The organism is Amycolatopsis sp. cmx-4-83 (genome assembly GCF_046548815.1).
GTDB classification, from domain to species: Bacteria; Actinomycetota; Actinomycetes; order Mycobacteriales; family Pseudonocardiaceae; genus Amycolatopsis; species Amycolatopsis pretoriensis_A.
Genome location: NZ_JAEBEF010000003.1, coordinates 605,955 through 623,191 on the forward strand (window position 1 = coordinate 605,955; position 17,237 = coordinate 623,191).

At 71.1% G+C, this 17,237-nt stretch carries 10 protein-coding genes; 6 read left to right on the forward strand and 4 right to left on the reverse strand.

All coding sequences use genetic code 11. The annotated features are described in order from the left end of the window. Window positions 1-2 precede the first annotated feature (2 nt). Window positions 3-2,072, reverse strand: coding sequence for a PQQ-dependent sugar dehydrogenase (locus tag ACLJQM_RS12295; protein WP_410631277.1), 2,070 nt, complete (start codon window positions 2,070-2,072; stop codon window positions 3-5). A 141-nt stretch (window positions 2,073-2,213) separates the two neighbouring features. On the opposite strand from ACLJQM_RS12295, the gene ACLJQM_RS12300 reads away from it, so the two are divergent. Further along, window positions 2,214-5,027 carry a glycoside hydrolase family 2 TIM barrel-domain containing protein gene (locus ACLJQM_RS12300; RefSeq protein WP_410631278.1) on the forward strand — a complete coding sequence of 938 codons (2,814 nt, stop codon included), beginning with the start codon at window positions 2,214-2,216 and terminating at the stop codon, window positions 5,025-5,027. Between the two features lie 43 nt (window positions 5,028-5,070). Here ACLJQM_RS12300 and ACLJQM_RS12305 read toward each other — a convergent pair whose 3' ends face one another. Continuing rightward, on the reverse strand, window positions 5,071-7,842 hold the full coding sequence (locus ACLJQM_RS12305; RefSeq protein ID WP_410631279.1) for a ricin-type beta-trefoil lectin domain protein: 2,772 nt from the start codon (window positions 7,840-7,842) through the stop codon (window positions 5,071-5,073). A 429-nt stretch (window positions 7,843-8,271) separates the two neighbouring features. Here ACLJQM_RS12305 and ACLJQM_RS12310 point away from each other — a divergent pair, with 429 nt between their 5' ends. The 3 genes from ACLJQM_RS12310 to ACLJQM_RS12320 are packed head-to-tail and all read left to right on the forward strand — an operon-like array spanning window position 8,272 to window position 13,287. Further along, window positions 8,272-9,177, forward strand: coding sequence for an ABC transporter ATP-binding protein (locus ACLJQM_RS12310; RefSeq protein ID WP_410631280.1), 906 nt, complete (start codon window positions 8,272-8,274; stop codon window positions 9,175-9,177). Then, the gene (locus tag ACLJQM_RS12315; RefSeq protein WP_410631281.1) at window positions 9,174-10,526 is read left to right on the forward strand and encodes an ABC transporter permease; all 1,353 of its coding nucleotides are present in this window, start codon (window positions 9,174-9,176) and stop codon (window positions 10,524-10,526) included. The genes ACLJQM_RS12310 and ACLJQM_RS12315 overlap by 4 nt, the downstream gene beginning before the upstream one ends. Window positions 10,527-10,530: 4 nt before the next feature. After that, window positions 10,531-13,287: an alkaline phosphatase family protein gene (locus ACLJQM_RS12320; RefSeq protein WP_410631282.1), complete on the forward strand. Its 2,757-nt coding sequence runs from the start codon at window positions 10,531-10,533 to the stop codon at window positions 13,285-13,287. Window positions 13,288-13,347: 60 nt separating this feature from the next. Here ACLJQM_RS12320 and ACLJQM_RS12325 read toward each other — a convergent pair whose 3' ends face one another. Beyond that, window positions 13,348-14,100, reverse strand: coding sequence for an IclR family transcriptional regulator (locus ACLJQM_RS12325; RefSeq protein WP_410631283.1), 753 nt, complete (start codon window positions 14,098-14,100; stop codon window positions 13,348-13,350). 95 nt (window positions 14,101-14,195) lie between these two features. On the opposite strand from ACLJQM_RS12325, the gene ACLJQM_RS12330 reads away from it, so the two are divergent. Continuing rightward, a complete protein-coding gene (locus ACLJQM_RS12330) occupies window positions 14,196-15,140 on the forward strand; it encodes a PDR/VanB family oxidoreductase (RefSeq protein ID WP_410631284.1) in 945 nt (314 codons plus the stop codon). Window positions 15,141-15,157: 17 nt separating this feature from the next. Further along, entirely contained in the window at window positions 15,158-16,372 is a 1,215-nt protein-coding gene (locus ACLJQM_RS12335; protein ID WP_410631285.1) for a cytochrome P450, read from the forward strand. Between the two features lie 16 nt (window positions 16,373-16,388). On the opposite strand, the gene ACLJQM_RS12340 is transcribed toward ACLJQM_RS12335, so the two are convergent. Beyond that, entirely contained in the window at window positions 16,389-16,790 is a 402-nt protein-coding gene (locus tag ACLJQM_RS12340; protein WP_410631286.1) for a histone-like nucleoid-structuring protein Lsr2, read from the reverse strand. Window positions 16,791-17,237 lie beyond the last annotated feature (447 nt).

Here is a 17,237-nt window from a genome sequence, read left to right on the forward strand (position 1 = left end):
GGCTAGCCGCCGAGGGCGACGTGGAAGAGCTTCTCGTTGCTGTTGTCCGGGATGCTGTCCTTGTCGCCGTTGTTGGTCGTGGTCAGCCACAGGCCGCCGTCGGGGGCGGGTTCCACCGTGCGCAGCCGGCCGTAGGTGCCGGTGAAGTACGCCTGGACGTTCGTCAGGTCGCTGCCGCTGATGACCTCGCGGTACATCCGGGTCCCGCGTTCGCAGGCGACGTACAGGACGTCGCGCACGATGGCGATGCCGGAGCAGGAGCCGTCCGCCGTGGGGTACGTGCGCTTGGGGGCGATGAAGCCGGACGTGCCGCAGGTTCCGGACGTGCCTTCGCACGCGGGCCAGCCGTAGTTGCCGCCCTTGGTGATCAGGTTGGTTTCGTCCATCACCGCGTTGCCGAACTCCTGCTCCCACAACCGGCCCTGCGAATCGAACGCGAGGCCTTGCGGGTTGCGGTGGCCGTAGCTCCACACCTGGTTGCCGAAGGGGTTGTCCGGAGGCACGCTGCCGTCCGGGTTGATGCGCAGCACCTTTCCGTTGAGGCTGGCCTTGTTCTGCGCGTTGTCGCCGTTCTGGGCGTCCCCGGTGCTGGCGTAGAGCTTGCCGTCGGGGCCGAAGCGCAGCCGGCCGCCGTTGTGGAACTTGTTGCGCAGCAGCCCGCTCAGCAGGACCTGCTCGGTTCCGGTGTCGAGCCGGTCGTTCTCGAGCTTGATCCGCACGATCCGGTTGTCGCCGGGGGAGGTGTGCATGAGGTACAGCCAGTGGTCGCTCGCGAAGCTCGGGGCGACGGCCAGCCCGAGCAGACCACCTTCGCCGTCGGTGTTGTCGACGCCCGGAACCGTGCCCACGGTGGTCTTGACGCCGGTGGCGGGGTTCAGGTGGACGATGTCGTGGGCGTCGCGCCGGGTGTAGAGGATCGTGCCGTCCGGCAGGGTCGCCAGGCCCCACGGGATGTCGGTGTCGGTCGCGAGCTGCGTCACCGCGCAGACGGAGTCACCGCAGGACGCGCCGGTCGTCACGGTCGTGGTCGCGCTGGGCGCCGACGCGTTCGCCTGGGCGTCGCGGGCCACCACGTGGTAGCGGTAGGCCGTGTTCGCCGCGAGGCCGCTGTCGACGAAGGTGGTCGCGGGCGGGGTGGTGGCGGTCCCGGTGACGGTGCCGGCCTTGGTGTCGCCGCGGTAGACGTCGTACGCGCGGACGCCGATGTTGTCCGTGGCGGCGGTCCAGTTCAGGGTCACGGTCGTGCCGGCCGCGCTGCCGGTCAGCCGCGTGGGCGCGCTCGGCGGCTCGTTGTCCGGCTGGCACTGCGGTGGCGTGATGGGCACGGTGGCACTGGCCTGCGAGACGTTGCCCGCCGCGTCGCGCGCGTTCACGTAGAGGCCCCACGTCACGCCGCCGACGACGGTGAGACTGGTCGACAAGGTGCTCACCGACTTCATCAGCTGCCCGTCGTGGTAGACGTCGTAGAACGCGACGCCCACGTTGTCGCTGGAGGCGTTCCACGAAAACGTCACCGCGTCGCAGACCAGGTCGCTCACCCGCGGGTTGCCCGGCACGGTCGGCGGCTGGGTGTCGCCGAGGGCGGTCCGCCACTTCTGGTTGTCCTGGCCGGTGCAGGTCCACAACCCGACCAGCGTGCTGTTCGCGGTGCCGGCCCCGGTGACGTCCAGGCAGAGCCCGGACTGCACGCCGGTGATGGAGCCGTCGGCGTTGATCTTCCACTTCTGGTTGGCGCCGCCGTTGCAGGGGTAGATCTGGACGTCGGCGGGCGCGGTGGTGCGCTGGCCGGCGACGTCGAGGCACTGGGCGTCGTCGTAGATCCGCAGTTCGCCCGCGGGGGTGAGGGCCCACCGCTGGTTGGCCTGGCCGACGCAGTCGTAGATGTTGACCCGCGTCTTCGGCGTCGTGCTGTTGCCGACGACGTCCAGGCAGCGGCCGGAGGCGACACCGACCACGGTCGCGCCGGCCGCGGCTTCGGCGGCCGGCGCGACCAACGTGGCGCCGGCGACGGCGACCGCCGCGACGGGCGCCCAGCGGCGTGACCATCGGCGGAGGCGGTTCGAGGGGGACATTGTGCTGCCTTTCGCTTCGGGGCGACGCCGGACGGCGGGAATTGTCCGGCAGCTTGTCCGCTCAGTCGTGAAAATATAACGTATGTTGTCTCATATATCAGATCGACCTATTCGATGACACCCCGAGCCACGGGAGCCCCGGTGGAACTGAACCGTCGCAAGCTGTTCGAGATCAGCACGGCGGGCGTGGCGACCGCGGGGTTGTCCACGCTCGGCGTCCCGCAGGCGAGCCCAGTCGGTGCGGCACCGGCCGGCCCGGTGACCGAAACGGTACTCCTCACCGGCAGCGACGCCGACCACACCGTCGACTGGGACTTCCAGGTCACGGCCGGCCGCCGGGCCGGGGAGTGGGGCACGATCCCGACGCCGTCGAACTGGGAGTGCCACGGCTTCGGCAGCTACCACTACGGCGGCGACCTGGTACCGGCGGAGAAGGGCAGCTACCGGCACCGGTTCACCCCGCCGGCGTCGTGGTCCGGCCGCCGCATCTTCCTGGTGTTCGAGGCCGCCATGACCGACGCCGAAGTGCGCGTCAACGGCGTCTCGGCCGGGCCGGTGCACCAGGGCGGGTTCTACCGCTTCCGTTACGACGCAACCGCTTTGCTGCGGCTCGGCGAGCCGAACCTGCTCGAAGTCACCGTCAGCAAGGAATCCGCGGACGACTCCGTGAACGACGCCGAGCGCCGCGGTGACTTCTGGAACTTCGGCGGCATCTTCCGGCCGGTGACCCTGCAGGCGTACCCGGCCGCCCGCGTCGACCGGGTCGCGGTCGACGCCCGCGCGGACGGGACCTTCACCGCGCAGGTCACCCTCGCCGGCGTGAGCACGGCGTCGCGGCTGACCGCGCGGCTGCGGAGGCTCGACGGCACCGCGGTCGGCGACCCCTTTTCCGTCGCCGTGGCGAGCGGGGCGACCAGCGCGACCCTGACCACGACGGCCGCGCAGCCACTGCTGTGGACCGCCGAAACGCCCCACCTGCACCAGGTCGAGCTGACGCTCGCGAGCGCCACCGGAGTGGCCCTGCACAGCACGGTCGAACGCTTCGGCTTCCGCACGGTCGAAGTCCGGGCCGGGGACGGCATCTACGTCAACGGCCGGCGGATCGTCCTCAAAGGAGCGAACCGGCACACCTTCTGGCCGACCTCCGGCCGCGCGTCGAGTCCCCGCCTGGCCCGGCTGGACATCGAGCTGATGAAGGACATGAACATGAACGCGGTCCGGATGTCGCACTACCCGCCGGACGCGTTCTTCCTCGACCTCTGCGACGAACTCGGGCTCTACGTCCTGGACGAGCTGACCGGCTGGCAACGCGACTACGACGAGGGCGTCGGCGCCCCGCTCGTCGAGGCCATGGTGCAGCGCGACGTCAACCACCCGTCGATCCTGTTCTGGGACAACGGGAACGAAGGCGGCTGGAACACCGCGCTGGACGACGACTTCGGCCGCCACGACCCGCAGCGGCGCGCGGTGCTGCACCCGTGGACGACCTTCAGCGGCGTCGACACCAGCCATTACCAGACCTACAGCAGCACCGTGGCCAAAGCCGCCGGTAGCACGGTCTTCATGCCGACGGAGTTCCTGCACGGGCTCTACGACGGCGGGGCCGGCGCCGGGCTGAACGACTACTGGAAGGTCATGGGTGGCGCGCAACGCTCCGCGGGCGGGTTCATCTGGGCGCTGGTCGACGAAAGCGTGGCCCGCGACGACCGGGGCGGCGCGCTCGACACCAACGGCAGCCGGGCTCCCGACGGGATTCTCGGGCCGTACCGGGAGAAGGAAGGCAGCTTCTTCACGATCAGGGACATCTGGTCGCCGGTCCAGCTGGCCAATCCGGGCTACTACGATTCGGTCTTCCCGGCGTCGTTCGACCAGACGGTGAAGCTGGTCAACCGGTACGACTTCACGAACCTCCGGCAGTGCCGATTCACCTGGCAGCTGCTGACGTTCGCCGCCCCCGGCACGGGCGCCGGGCACCGGGTCGTCGCCGAAGGCCCGGCCGACGGCCCGGACGTCGCACCCGGGGCGACCGGCGCGCTGCGGCTCGGCCTGCCCGCCGACTGGGCCGGCGCCGACGCGCTGCGGCTGGACGTGGCCGACCCGGCCGGCCGGGCGCTCACTGCGTGGACGTGGCGGATCCGCAGGGCGCCGGACTACGCCGCCCGCGTGGTGCGGCCCGCGACCACGGGAAGCGTCGTCACGACCGAGACCACGACGGACGTGACGCTCATCGCGGGCGCCACCCGGATCACGATCGCCAAGGCGAGCGGACGGCTGACCGGCGTGCGCCGGGACGGCTCGCCGGTGTCGCTGGCGAACGGCCCGGCCCCCGCCCACGGGACGGCCGCGCTCACCGGGTTCAGCCACTTCCGTGACGGAACCGGCTGGGTGGCGCAAGCCGACTACAGCGGCGACCTGGCTTCCGTGCGCTGGCGGCTGGACGCGAACGGCTGGCTGAGGCTGGACTACCACTATCGCGCCACCGGAGATCACGAGCACCTCGGGGTGAACTTCGACTACCCCGAGGCGAACGTGCGGGGCCTGACCTGGCTGGGGGACGGGCCGTACCGGGTCTACAAGAACCGGTTGCGCGGGGTGCACCTCGATGTCTGGACCAAGCCGTACAACGACACCGCGACCGGCGCGAGCGGGTTCGGCTACCCGGAGTTCAAGGGTTACCACGCGCGGACTCACTGGGCCGTGCTGCAGACGTCCGAGGGGGCGGTCACGGTGGTCGCCGCGGAGGACGGCCTGTTCCTGCGGTTGTTCACCCCTGCCCCAGGGCCCGATCCCCAGCACGCGGTGACCGGCTACCCGGCCGGCGGGATTTCTTTCTTGGACGGCATCGCGCCGATCGGAAACAAGTTCCACGACGTCACGGCGTTGGGCCCGGAAAGCCGGCCGAACGCCGCCACCGGTGATTACCACCGCACGGTGTACTTCCGCTTCGACGCGTGAGTGCTTGTCGTCCGGATGAACGATTCCCTTCCCGTTCTCGAAATCAGGACCGGCTCCACTGCCGGTTGGCCGGGTCGGCGCAGTCGCCGGTCGTCAGCTCGGTGCTGTTCGCCGTCCCGTGACCGATCGGCGTGAGGCACTGCGCGGACGCGGCGTTGATGACGGCCCCGTCGAACCGCACCTGCCAGTGCTGATCGGCCGAACCGGTGCAATCGGTGATCTGGACGGCAGCCGAGTCCGCTTGCAGGCACTTGGTGTCGTAGACCTCGAGGGCGTTGCTGTCGGTCGAAACCCACGTCTGGTTGCTGCCGCCGTTGCAGTCCCACAGAGCCGGGCGGGTGCCGTTTTCCTGGGACAGGGCCGGAACGTCCACGCACTTGCCGGACGTCGTCCCGCGGAGCACGCCGGTGACGTCGCCGCGGGCCCAGCGCTGGTTCGCGCCGCCGTTGCACGTCCAGACGCCGATCGCGGTGCCGGCGGTGGTGCCGTGCGCGGTGGCGTCGAGGCACTCGCCGGTGCCGGCCTGGGTGACCGTGCCGTCGGCGTTGAGCGCCCACTTCCGGGAGCCGGTGCAGTCGGCGATCTGCGTGGCACCGTCGGCGGTCACGTCGAGGCATTTGCTGCCGTAGACGCGCAGTTCGCCCGCCGCGGTCAGGGTCCAGCTCTGGTTGCTCCCGGCGGTGCAGTCCCACAGCGCCACCCGGGTGCCGTTCGTGGTGCTCGCGGCGGGAACGTCCGCGCACAGGCCCGATTCCGCACCCTTGAGGATGCCGCGCAGGTCACCGGCCGGTTGCGGGGTGATGGTGAGGTTGTCGAATTGGTCGGTCTGGTAGCCGACGACGCCGAGACCGGCCTGCCCGGTGAGGAACGTCCGGTCGGTCGTCGTCGCGAGGGTGGCGCCGTCGGCCTTGGCGGTGATCTGGTTGCCGCTGAACGTGAGGCTGAGCGTGTGCCAGGTGTTCAGGCCCAGTGCCGCGCGCGTGCCGGAGGCCAGGGTGGTCAGGACGCCGCCGGTGGAGGTGCGGGCGATCGACCAGGCGCCGGTGTCGGCGATGCGCAGCTGGTAGGCGGCCTGGTTGCGCTGCGGCCGGTTCTGGGTGCCGGCCCGGCCGAGCAGCGTCACGGTGCCGGCTTGGCGCAGGGTGACGTCGACGCTGACCGTGTAGTTGCTCCAGGACGGATCCCCGACGAGGGTGAAGGCGTCGCTGTCGTCCTGCCAGTTGATCGGCCGGACCGGCGCGACCTGCTGCAGGCACTGCCCGGACCGCCCGCCGGTGCACGGGCGGGTTTCGTAGGAGCCCTGCATGTCTTCGGTGTACTTGGGCTGCTTGCGGGTGGCGTACTGCTCGAAGTTGTCGGCGTAGGGCAGCGCGAGGCTGCCGCGAGCCGGCCCGGCGGCGGTGCCTTTGCCCTGCCCGGTCGTCGTGGTGACCGTGTAGATGTGGTTCGGCTGCAGGGTCAGCCGGTAGCCGCCGTTGGCCGGCGTCACGTCCGGCTGGCGCACGAACCAGTTCGCGGAGCTCGACGAGCCCATGTCGGTGGCCCAGACGTGCACGGTGCCGGTGCTCAGCCCGCCGGACACCCTGACGTCGACGGTCTGCGCCGCGGTGCTGCCGCTCGTTTCGTACACCGTGGAGTAGTCGGTGTTGTTCGGGGACTTCAGCGACACGTAGCTGCCGTTGGCGCGATCGCCGCCGAGGTAGGCGCTGGCCGAGCCGTTGAGGTACTTCCAGCCGGGCTGGGTGAACTGGGCGTAGTGCGCGTTGGCCCACAGGTTCTTGCCGACCCGGTACGCCCCCGACCACGGCGAGCCGGCGTCCATCAGCCCGACCGTCGCGTACGGCAGGTTCGGGGTGATGGCCGCGATCAACGGCCAGTTCAGGTACCCGCTGATCTCGGCGTCGAGGTAGCCGCGGTTGACGGTGCGGATGTAGGGCACGACGCCGTCGTTGTCGTCCTGGGAACCGAACTCGCTGGCCCACAACGGCTTCCCGCTCGAGCGGGCGTTGGCGGTGGTGCTGCACGAGGTCGCTTGCGACAGGTAGCCGCACACGTAGTGGTTGCCCAGCGTGCCCACGGCGTTCTTCAGCGCGGGGTCGGCGGCGAACTCGTCGGCCATGCCCCACCCGCTGTCGTCGCCGACGATCTTGACGGCGGAGAAACCGGCGTTGTCCAAGCCGGTGCGCAGGTTCTTGTACCAGGTGCTGTCGTGGCCGCGTTCGTTCCAGCCGCCCAGGTAGCTGATCGTCAGCCCGTGCCCGCGGGCGCACTTCAGCCACGAGATGTCGTAGTCGATCATGTCCTGGGACCAGAAGCTGCCCCCGCCGATCCAGCCGGGAGCCGCCCAGGGGAGGGCCACGAGCTTGATGCCGGGGTTCCGCGCGACCGCCTGTTCGCCGAGCCAGAACTCGTAGCCGACGTTGCAGTCGATGTCCCCGCGCACGTGCTGGTGCGACGGCTCGGATCCGTCGGTGGAGTTCGCGTCCCCGCCGATCTCCAGCTTCAGCAGTTGCACGGCCGCGCCGTAGCCGGGTTTGAAGAGGTAGTCGAGGATCTGCGAGCGTTGCGGTTCCGGGTAGTCGACCAGCAGACGCGAGTTGCCCCCGCCGCCGCTGATGGCACCGACCCCGTCGAACGTCCGCCCGACGACCCCGCCGTTCACTTCCGCCGTGGTCGCGGCGCCGGCTTCGGGGGCACTCACGATGTGCAGGACGCCGGCCACCAAGGCCAAAAGGGCGAGCTGGACCGCGATGCGGAACGCGCGGGGCTGCTGCTGCCGCGAGGTGCGCCGGGACTGGGGGATCGCGTGAGGCACTCGCTTCTCCTGCCGCTGGAGGAGATCGACCCGCCGCCGGGTCCGGAGCGAGAGCGTGCCGGCAGGGGCCGATCAGTGCTGTTCGTGGAAGCCGATCGAGCTGAAGTCCCGCTGGAGCGTGCGCACGTGGCGGCGGCGCACACTCGGCTGTCGAGTTTCGTTGACTTTCGTTGAAGTCTAGGCGTTATTGCACTGCATCGCTCACGACCCTGTCAAGACCCGACAAGGACCGGACACGGGTAAGGCAGCGGTTAACCCGGAGCAAGCGAAAGGCTTAACTCGGACATTTCACCGGACCTGCCACCGTTCGCCGCACCTCGTTCGCCGAGCGTTCACCTCCGTCGCCTGCCGGTGGTCATTTGCTGTCCCTAAGTTTTTCGGCGCAAGCCACGGACGAAGGCGAAGGGACCCATGGACGCACCGCCGGCAGTGAGAGCGCGTGAGATCACCAAGTGCTTCGACGACGTCGTCGCGCTCGACGGGGTCGACTTCGACGTCGCGCCGGGGGAGATCCACGGATTGGCCGGGCCGAACGGTGCCGGGAAGACGACCTTGCTCGGTTTGCTGCTGAGCCTGGCCGTGGCCGACGAAGGGCGGCTCGAGATCCTCGGTTCGCCGGTCGGGCGGGCGCTCGCCGCGCCCGCCGGGGTGGCCGGGTTCGTGGACGGGCCCGGGCTCTACCCCTCGCTCACCGCGCGGCAGAACCTCGTCGCGCTGGCGGCGTTGCGCGGGCGCGACCGGCACTCGACGCGGATCGGTGACGTCCTCGACGAGGTCGGTCTCGCCGACGTCGCCGACGACCGCGTGCGCGGGTTCTCCCTCGGCATGCGGCAGCGGCTCGGGCTGGCCGCGGCCCTGCTCACCGAGCCCCGGCTGCTGGTGCTCGACGAGCCGGCGAACGGGCTGGACCCGGCCGGCAAGAAGCACGTGCACGGCGTGCTCGGGCGGCTCGCGGCCGGCGGCACCGCCGTGGTGCTCTCCAGCCACCGGATGGACGACCTCGAAGCGCTGTGCTCCGACGTGACCATCCTCGCCACCGGCCGGGTCGTCTTCAGCGGCCCGCTGGGCAAGCTGTCCACCGAGAACGCGGAACTGGACTACCGGCTGCGCACCGCCGATCCGGTGGCCGCGCGAGCGCTGGTGGCCGGGGCCGCCGGGGTCCGCCTCGTCGAGGACGCCGACGTCTTCGTGGTCCGCGCCCGGGTGCCCGCGCTCGACGGACTGGTGCTGCGGCTGGGGGCGGACGGCATCGCCGTGCGCGAGCTCGCGCCCGTGGTGTCCCCGCTCGAAGCCGCCTTCCTCGCCCTCACCGAACAGCCGGAGGCCGGCCGATGACCGCGAACGTCGCCGAAGCACCGGTCGAGCGCCCGGTTCCCGTGCTGCGGGGCTACCGCTTCGAACTGGTCAAGCTGGTGTCCGCGTGGCGCGTCCGCTTGCTGGTGCTCGCCTGCTGGCTCGCGCCGGCGCTGTTCGTCGCCGTGGTGAGCGGGCAGAGCTCCCTGCCGGTCGACACGTTGTTCGGCCGCTGGATGAACGCCACGGGCTGGGCCGGGCCGCTGGTGATGCTCGGTTTCGCGGGCACGTATGCGCTTCCGTTGCTGACGTCGGTGGTCGCCGGGGACGTCTTCGCGGCCGAGGACCGGCTCGGCACCTGGCGGCACCTGCTGGTGGCGGTCCGCTCCACCCGGCGGATCTTCGCCGCGAAAGCGCTTGCCAGCCTGACCGTGATCCTCGTGCTCGTGGCCGGGATGGCCGTTTCCGGTGCGGTGGGCGGAGTCCTGGCCGCCGGGAACCGGCCGCTGGCGGGTCTCGACGGCCACCTGCTCGCCCCGGGCGACGCCGCGGTGCAGGTGCTGCTCGCGTGGGTCTGCGTGCTCGCCCCGACGCTCGCCCTCGGCGCGCTCGGCCTGCTCGGGTCCGTCGTGTGGGGCCGGTCGCCGATGGGCCTGCTGCTGCCCGCCGTCGTCGCGCTCGTGCTGGCGCTCGCCCAGCTGCTGCCGCTGCCCGTCGCCGTCCGCCTCGCGCTGCCGAGCTACGCCTTCATCGCGTGGAACGGCTTGTTCACCGACCCGGTCCAGCTCGGGCCGCTGCTGATCGCGGTCGGCGTCAGCCTGGCGTGGGCGGTGCTCGCGACCGCGCTGGCGTACGTCCTGTTCGTCCGCCGCGACTTCACCAGCCTCGGCCACGACGGTTCGGGGCGGCGCGGGCTCACCGTGGGAGCACTGCCGCTGGCCGGGCTGCTGGCCGTCACCGCGGGACTCGTCGCCGTGGCCACACCGGCGACCGGGTCCGGGATCGACCAGGACAAGGTGCAGCGCTCGCTCGCGACGGCGTTCGCGCACCTCTACCGCCTGCAGGCCGGGCAGCTCAACCGGCCCGACGTCACCGAAGCGCAGCTGGGGGCCACGGCCGCCTGCACCAAGGGCGACGGTCTCGTCGAACCGGACGGCCCCGGCAACGACTGGCGCTGCGTCGTTTCCTGGCACCTGCCGGGGATCGCCGCGACCGGTACGGCCGTCTACCAGCTGGACATCACCTCGGACGGGCGGTACGTCGCCGACGGCGACGGACCGAAGGAAGTGAACGGCTACTTCCAGGTGCGGACCCCCGCGGGGGACCTGCCCAACCCGCTCTGGCAGTTCGACGGCAACGTCGAGCTGCTCTCCTCCACCCCGAAGGGATAACCCGATGCAGGTAACACGCCGCAGACGGCGTGTCGGGAAGGTTCGCCTCCCCGGTCACTTCAGCGGTCACCGGTTCCGGTACGCCACCGCCGGCTCCGCCACGCTCGTGCTGATCGCGACCGGCACCGGCGTCGGTGTCGCGTCGACCGCGCAGTTCGGCACGGACCAGGTCGGCCAGGTCACCGAAAACGGCCAGGTCGTCTCCGCCGACCAGTACCTCAAGCCGATCGGCGACCGGCTGGTCGTCGACAACGGCAAGATCATGGCGTCCTCGGTCAGCCCGGACGGTGCCCACTTCGCCGCGCTGACCACCGACGGCGGGATCGCGCTCACGATCGTCGACCTCAAGAGCTGGAAGGTGCAGCAGCTCGTCGGCAACTCCGCGACGGCGAACCTGCGCATCCCCGGCAACGACGTCGGTCAAGAAGGACCGGCGTACTCCCCGGACGGCAAGGCGCTGTGGCTGGCGCAGACCGACGGCTACACCCGCTTCACGGTGAACCCCGACGGGACCGTCGCCGCCCCGACGCCGGTCAAGATCCCGGCCGACGGCCCGAAGCACGCGCTGGTGGCGCAGGCGGTGTTCTCGCCCGACGGGTCCACTGTGTACTCCGCGGTCAACGGCCAGAACCGCGTCGTCGCCCTCGACGCGGCGACCGGGGCGATCAAGCAGAGCTGGGCCGTCGGCAACGCGCCGCGCGACCTGGTCCGCGTCGGGACCAAGCTGTACGTCAGCAACGAAGGCGGGCGCCCGGCACGGCCCGGTGAGCCGACGCTGAACTCGTACAACACGCAGGTGCCGGCCAGCCGGTTCACCGGCGCGACGACGAGCGGCACGGTCAGCGTCATCGACCTGGCGAACGCGGCCGCCGCGCCGAAGAGCATCGACGTCGGCCTGCACCCGACGGCGGTGTACTTCAAGCGGGGCACGCTGTTCGTCACGAACACCGCGAGCAACACCGTGTCGGTCATCGACACCGGCCGCGACAAGGTCGTCCAGACCATCGCCACCCAGCCGTGGCCGGAGGCTTCGGTCGGCTACGAGCCGGACGGCGTGACCCTCACCGACGACGGCCACCTGCTGGTGACGCTGGGCCGCGCCGACGCGGTCGCCGTCTACCGCTTCCAGTGGGCGCAGGAGCCGGTGAGCTACGTCGGCCTGCTGCCGACGGACTACTTCCCGACGGCCATCACCACGGTCGGCAAGGACGTCGTCGTCTCCAACACCCGCGGCATCGACGCCCGCCGTCCCACCACGGCCGCCGGGCACGGCACGCACGACACGACGTCGAGCGTGCAGAAGTTCCGGCTGCCGGACGACCGCGCGATCCGCGGCTACACCGGCCAGGTCTTCGAGCAGAACGGCTGGACCGACGGCTCGGTGCAGGTGGCGCACGACAACGGCCACCGGAACCCGGTGCCGGTCCCGGCGCGCCTCGGCGACCCGTCGACGATCAAGCACGTTTTCCTGCTGGTCAAGGAAAACCGGACGTACGACCAGGTCCTCGGCGACGACCCGCGCGGCAACGGAGACCCGTCGGTCTCGCAGTTCGGCGAGAACGTGACGCCGAACCAGCACGCCCTGGCGAAGCAGTTCGGGTTGTACGACAACACCTACGACATCGGCACGAACTCCGCCGAGGGCCACAACTGGCTGATGCAGGCCGACAACCCGGAGTACACCGAGTCGTCGGCGGGGGAGTACCTGCGCAGCTACGACACCGAGGACGACGCGCTCGGCCACCAGAGCTCCGGGTTCCTCTGGACCGGCGCGCAGGCGGCCGGCAAGTCGGTGCGGGACTTCGGCGAGTTCCAGCAGTTCCTGACCAAGCCCGCCGGGGCGAGCTGGCAGAACCTGTACTGCGACAGCAAGAACATGGCGGCCACGGGTGAGCCGAGCGCGTACCCGCTGGTGTCGTCGTCGCCGATCCCGTCGCTGAACAACGTTTCGGTGCCGGGCTTCCCGAAGTTCGACACCGCGGTGCCGGACGTCTACCGGTACCAGATCTGGAAGGACGACTTCGAGAAGAACGGGCCGGCCAACCTGAACATGTTCTGGCTGTCCAGCGACCACACCGGCGGCCCGCCGAACGCGGCCGCCCAGGTCGCCGACAACGACCTCGCGGTCGGCCGGATCGTCGACGAGATCTCGCACAGCCAGTACTGGAAGGACTCGGCGATCTTCGTCGTCGAGGACGACTCGCAGGCCGGTCTGGACCACGTCGACGGACACCGGGCGCCGGTGCAGATCATCAGCCCGTACGCCCAGCACGGCGTCGTCGACAGCCACTACTACTCGCAGATCACGATGGTCCGGACGATCGAGCAGATCCTCGGCGTCAAGCCGATGAACCAGAAGGACAGCGCGGCGACGCCGATGAGCGCGGCGTTCACGAAGAAGCCGGACTACACGCCGTTCACCGCGCTGCCGAACCGGACGTCGTTGACGGCGGGCCTGGCGACCCAGCCCCCGTGCGGCCCGGACACCCCGGCCGCGGCGAACCCGGCGGCGGCCCCGGTGCCGTCGTCGGCGGTGCCCGCGGAGAAGGAGCAGGTGGCGGCGCGGTGGCAGGAGTGGACCACGCACCAGCGGCTGACCGGCCCGGACGCGGTCGCCGACTACGCCAACCCCGCGCAGATGAACCACTTCACGTGGTACCAGACGCACGGGTGGCAGCTGCCCTACCCGGGTGAGAAGCAGGTGTTCGCGCCTGAGGAGGTACCGGGCGCTTACCTCCCGTCGGCGGAGTCGGACGGCTGAGCTGTTCTCGCGTTGAAGGCCCCTGGCCGGTGCTGCCGGCCAGGGGCCTTCGCTGTCGGTTCAGCGGCGTCCGGACAGGGTGCGCGTCACGCCTCGGGCCGCGGCCAGCAGGACCGCGATGCCCGCGTCCGCGTGGTCGTCGTTCGGGACGATGATCGAGAGTGCCGCGACGACGTCGTTGAGCGCGTCGCGGATCGGGACCGCGATCCCGGTCGCGTCCTCGTGGACGTGGCCGGCGAGAAAGGCGTAACCCTGCTTCCGCACGGCCGCCCACGCGCGGTCCAGCTGGTCCGCGGTCGTGATCGTCGCCGCGGTGTAGGCGGGCATCGGGCGTCGCAGTACGCGCTGCCTGACTTCGGCCGGGGCGTACGCCAGCAGCACGTGGCCGCACGAGGAGATGTGCGGTGGCAGCCGGCCGGCTATCTGGGAATAGTTGATCACCGCGTCGCGGGCGGACAGGCGCTCGATGAACAGCACCTCGTCGCCGTCGAGGACGCCGAGCTGGGCGTGGTGGCCCACCACCGCGTGCAGGTCCTCCAGGTAGGGCATCGCCGCGTCGCGCAGCGAGGACGTGGGGGAGGCGCGGGCCGCGAGCTCCCACAGCCGGACGCCGATCCGGACCTCGCGGCCGGGGCCGCGGGCCAGCAGGCCGTGCGTGGTCAGCTCGGCGATCAGCCTCGACGCCGTGGCGATGTGCAGGCCGGTGCGCCGCGCGATCTCCGTGACGGTCAGCGACGTCTCGTCGGCGGTGAAGGCGGCGATGATCCGCGCCGCGCGGGCGATGGACGACTCGCCGGTGGGGGCCCGTGGCATGACCACGAGTATCGCCCGGGCCGGTTCTCTCGTCCATTGAGAGTTCGTTTCGCGCTCGCGCCGGGGTCGGCGATGGTCGTCGGGGAGGATCGACGATGACCCTGATGAACACCCTGCGCGTCCACCGCAAGACCGTGGCCGCCGACGGCGTGGTGGCCCTCGAGCTGGCCGCCCCCGACGGCGGCCGGCTGACGGACTGGACGCCCGGCTCGCACCTCGACCTCGTCCTGCCCGGCGGGCTGACCCGGCAGTACTCGCTGTGCGGCGACCGCTGGGACCCGCGGCGCTACCGGCTCGGGATCCTGCGGGAACCCGGCGGCCGCGGCGGTTCGGCCCGCGTGCACGACGAGCTGGCCGTCGGCGACGATGTCGGCGTGGGCGGTCCGCGCAACAACTTCCCGCTGGTGCCCTCGCCGGAGTACCTGTTCGTCGCCGGCGGCATCGGGATCACCCCGCTGCTGCCGATGGTGCAGCAGGCCGAGCTGCTCGGCGCGCGGTGGCGGCTGCTCTACGGCGGGCGGAACCGCGCGGCGATGGCGTTCCTCGACGAGCTCGACGCGTACGGCGAGCACGTCCTGGTCCGGCCCCAGGACGAACACGGCCTGCTCGACCTGGCGGGCTTCCTCGGCGAGCCCCGCCCGGGGGTGAAGGTCTACGCCTGCGGCCCGGCGCCGCTGCTGGGCGCGATCGAGCGGGTCTGCGCGGCGTGGCCGCCCCGCGCCTTGCGCACCGAACGGTTCGCCGTCGACGACTCCGCCGCACCCGCCCGGGCCACGCCGTTCGAGGTCGAACTGGCCCGCACCGGGGTGCGCGTCACCGTGCCGGTCGGGACGAGCGTGCTCGACGCCGTGGCCGGCGCGGGCGTCGAAGTCCTGTCGTCCTGCCGCCAGGGCACGTGCGGCACGTGCGAGACCACCGTGCTCGCCGGCCGTCCCGAACACCGCGACGCGATCCTCGAGGACCACGAGCGCGCCGCGGCCGACTGCATGTTCGTCTGCGTGTCCCGCTCGCTGTCCGACCGGCTCGTCCTCGACCTGTGATCCCCTCGGAGGCCACCGTGACCACCCTCGAAGCTGCCTGCCCGGTCCATGACGGAGACCCGTTCAGCCGTGCCGTTCTGGAGAACCCGCTCCCGCTGCACGCGGAACTCCGCGACGCCGGACCGGTCGTGCGCCTGCCCCGCTACGACGTCTACGCGGTCGCCCGCCACGAGCAGGTGCACGCCGCCCTCACCGACTGGCAGCGGTTCCAGTCCGCGGCGGGCGTCGGCCTGGCGAACTTCCGCACGGAGAAGCCGTGGCGGCCGCCGAGCCTGCTCTTGGAGGCCGACCCGCCCCGGCACGACGCACCCCGGCGGGTGCTGAGCAAGGTCCTGGGCCCCCGCGCGCTCCGGCACCTGCGCGAAAGGTGGCTGGCCGACGCGGAAGAACTCGTCGGCCGAGTCCTCGCCGACGGCCCGCGGTTCGACGCCGCCACGGCGTTGTCCCACGCGTTTCCGCTGCGCGTTTTCCCCGACGCGGTGGGCATTCCGGTCGACGGACGCGAGAACCTGCTGCCGTACGGCGACCACGCGTTCAACGCCTTCGGCCCGGACAACGACCTCGTCGCGCGAGGCGCGCCCCGGGTGCCGGAACTGTCGGGCTGGGTGAGCGAGCAGTGCCGCCGCGAGGTCCTCGCACCGGAGGGCTTCGGCGCGGAGATCTGGGCGGCCGGCGATCGCGGTGACATCACGCACGAGCAGGCTCCGCTGATCGTGCGATCGTTGCTCACGGCCGGGGTGGACACGACCGTGCACGCGCTTTCCGCGGTGCTGCACGCATTCGCCACGCACCCGGACCAGTGGCGGCGGTTGCGTGAGAATCCTGGCCTGGCGCGGGTGGCGTTCGACGAGGCGGTGCGCTGGGAGTCGCCGGTGCAGACGTTCTTCCGCACGACCACGACCGAGGTGCGCGTCGGCGACGTCCGGATTCCCGAGGGGCACAAGGTTCTGATGTTCCTCGCCGCGGCCAACCGCGACCCGCGCCGGTGGAGCGACCCCGACGCGTTCGACCTTTCGCGCGATCCGTCGGGTCACGTCGGTTTCGGCATGGGACTGCACCAGTGCGTCGGCCAGCACGTCGCCCGCCTCGAAGCCGAGGCGCTCCTGACGGCACTGGCCCGGCGCGTGAGGACGATCGAGCTCGCCGGAACACCGGAGCGGCACCTGAACAACACGCTTCGCGCGTGGCGCTCGCTGCCGGTCCGGGTGCGCACTGATCGAGCTCCCGCGTGAACTCCCGGCACGGCGGCTACTTCCGGGCGGCGGCGACCTTCTTGCGAGGTGCGCGCTTGCTGGGCGCCTTGGCGGGCTCGGCGTCCTGCGCCCGGGCGGCGTCGTAGGCGGCGATCACCTCGGAGGAGAGCCGGCCCCGCTCGGAGACTTCGTAGCCGTTCGTGTTGGCCCAGGCGCGGATCTGCTGGTTGCGCTCGCGGTCGGACGCGGTCGACTGGCCGGTCGCGACGCGGACCTTGCGGCCGCCGGTGCGACGGGCGGCGTCGATGTAGCGGGCGAGTCCGCCGCGCAGGGCGGCCGCGTTGCCGTCGGAGAGGTCGATCTCGTAGGTGACGCCGTCGAGGGAAAACGGGATGGTGTGGGCGGCGGGGGTACCGTCGATGTCGTCGAGCATCTCGACGAGGACCTTCTGGGCCATTCCTGCTCCTTGCGGCGGTATATACCAGTAAGTGAACGCGCGAATTCCGCGGTCTCCGTCAAGTGTATACACAACTTTCCCGCCGCGGAAATTGGTTCGTCCCGCCGGTTGCACGAATCCGGGAAACGCGCCGCGAGCCTGATCGGCGAATTCCCGTCGGGCACGAACAACCGGCCCGCGGCGAAAACGGTGCCTTTTCCGTATCGGGTTCCGGGTCGCGATGTTCACCGGGCCGCTTGCCGGGGGCGACCGGCTCCGCGACGAACAGGCCGATGACGGCGCCGAGGGGCAGGCTCGAGCCGGGCACGGCGGACGCCACCGCGCTACCCGACCGCGGGCCGCCGGGTGGCGGACAAGTACTTGACAAGCCCGCGGGCGCCGTTCAATCTCTCTAATTAACCGTACGGTACATACCTGACCGGGTGGTACCTGGACTGCGACGGCGCA

Coding starts and splice junctions, on each gene's coding strand:
- ACLJQM_RS12315 (WP_410631281.1), top strand. CDS start 9,174: ATGACCGCGAACGTCGCCGAAGCACCGGTCGAGCGCCCGGTTCCCGTG.
- ACLJQM_RS12330 (WP_410631284.1), top strand. CDS start 14,196: ATGACCCTGATGAACACCCTGCGCGTCCACCGCAAGACCGTGGCCGCC.
- ACLJQM_RS12325 (WP_410631283.1), bottom strand. CDS start 14,100: ATGCCACGGGCCCCCACCGGCGAGTCGTCCATCGCCCGCGCGGCGCGG.
- ACLJQM_RS12340 (WP_410631286.1), bottom strand. CDS start 16,790: ATGGCCCAGAAGGTCCTCGTCGAGATGCTCGACGACATCGACGGTACC.
- ACLJQM_RS12320 (WP_410631282.1), top strand. CDS start 10,531: ATGCAGGTAACACGCCGCAGACGGCGTGTCGGGAAGGTTCGCCTCCCC.
- ACLJQM_RS12295 (WP_410631277.1), bottom strand. CDS start 2,072: ATGTCCCCCTCGAACCGCCTCCGCCGATGGTCACGCCGCTGGGCGCCC.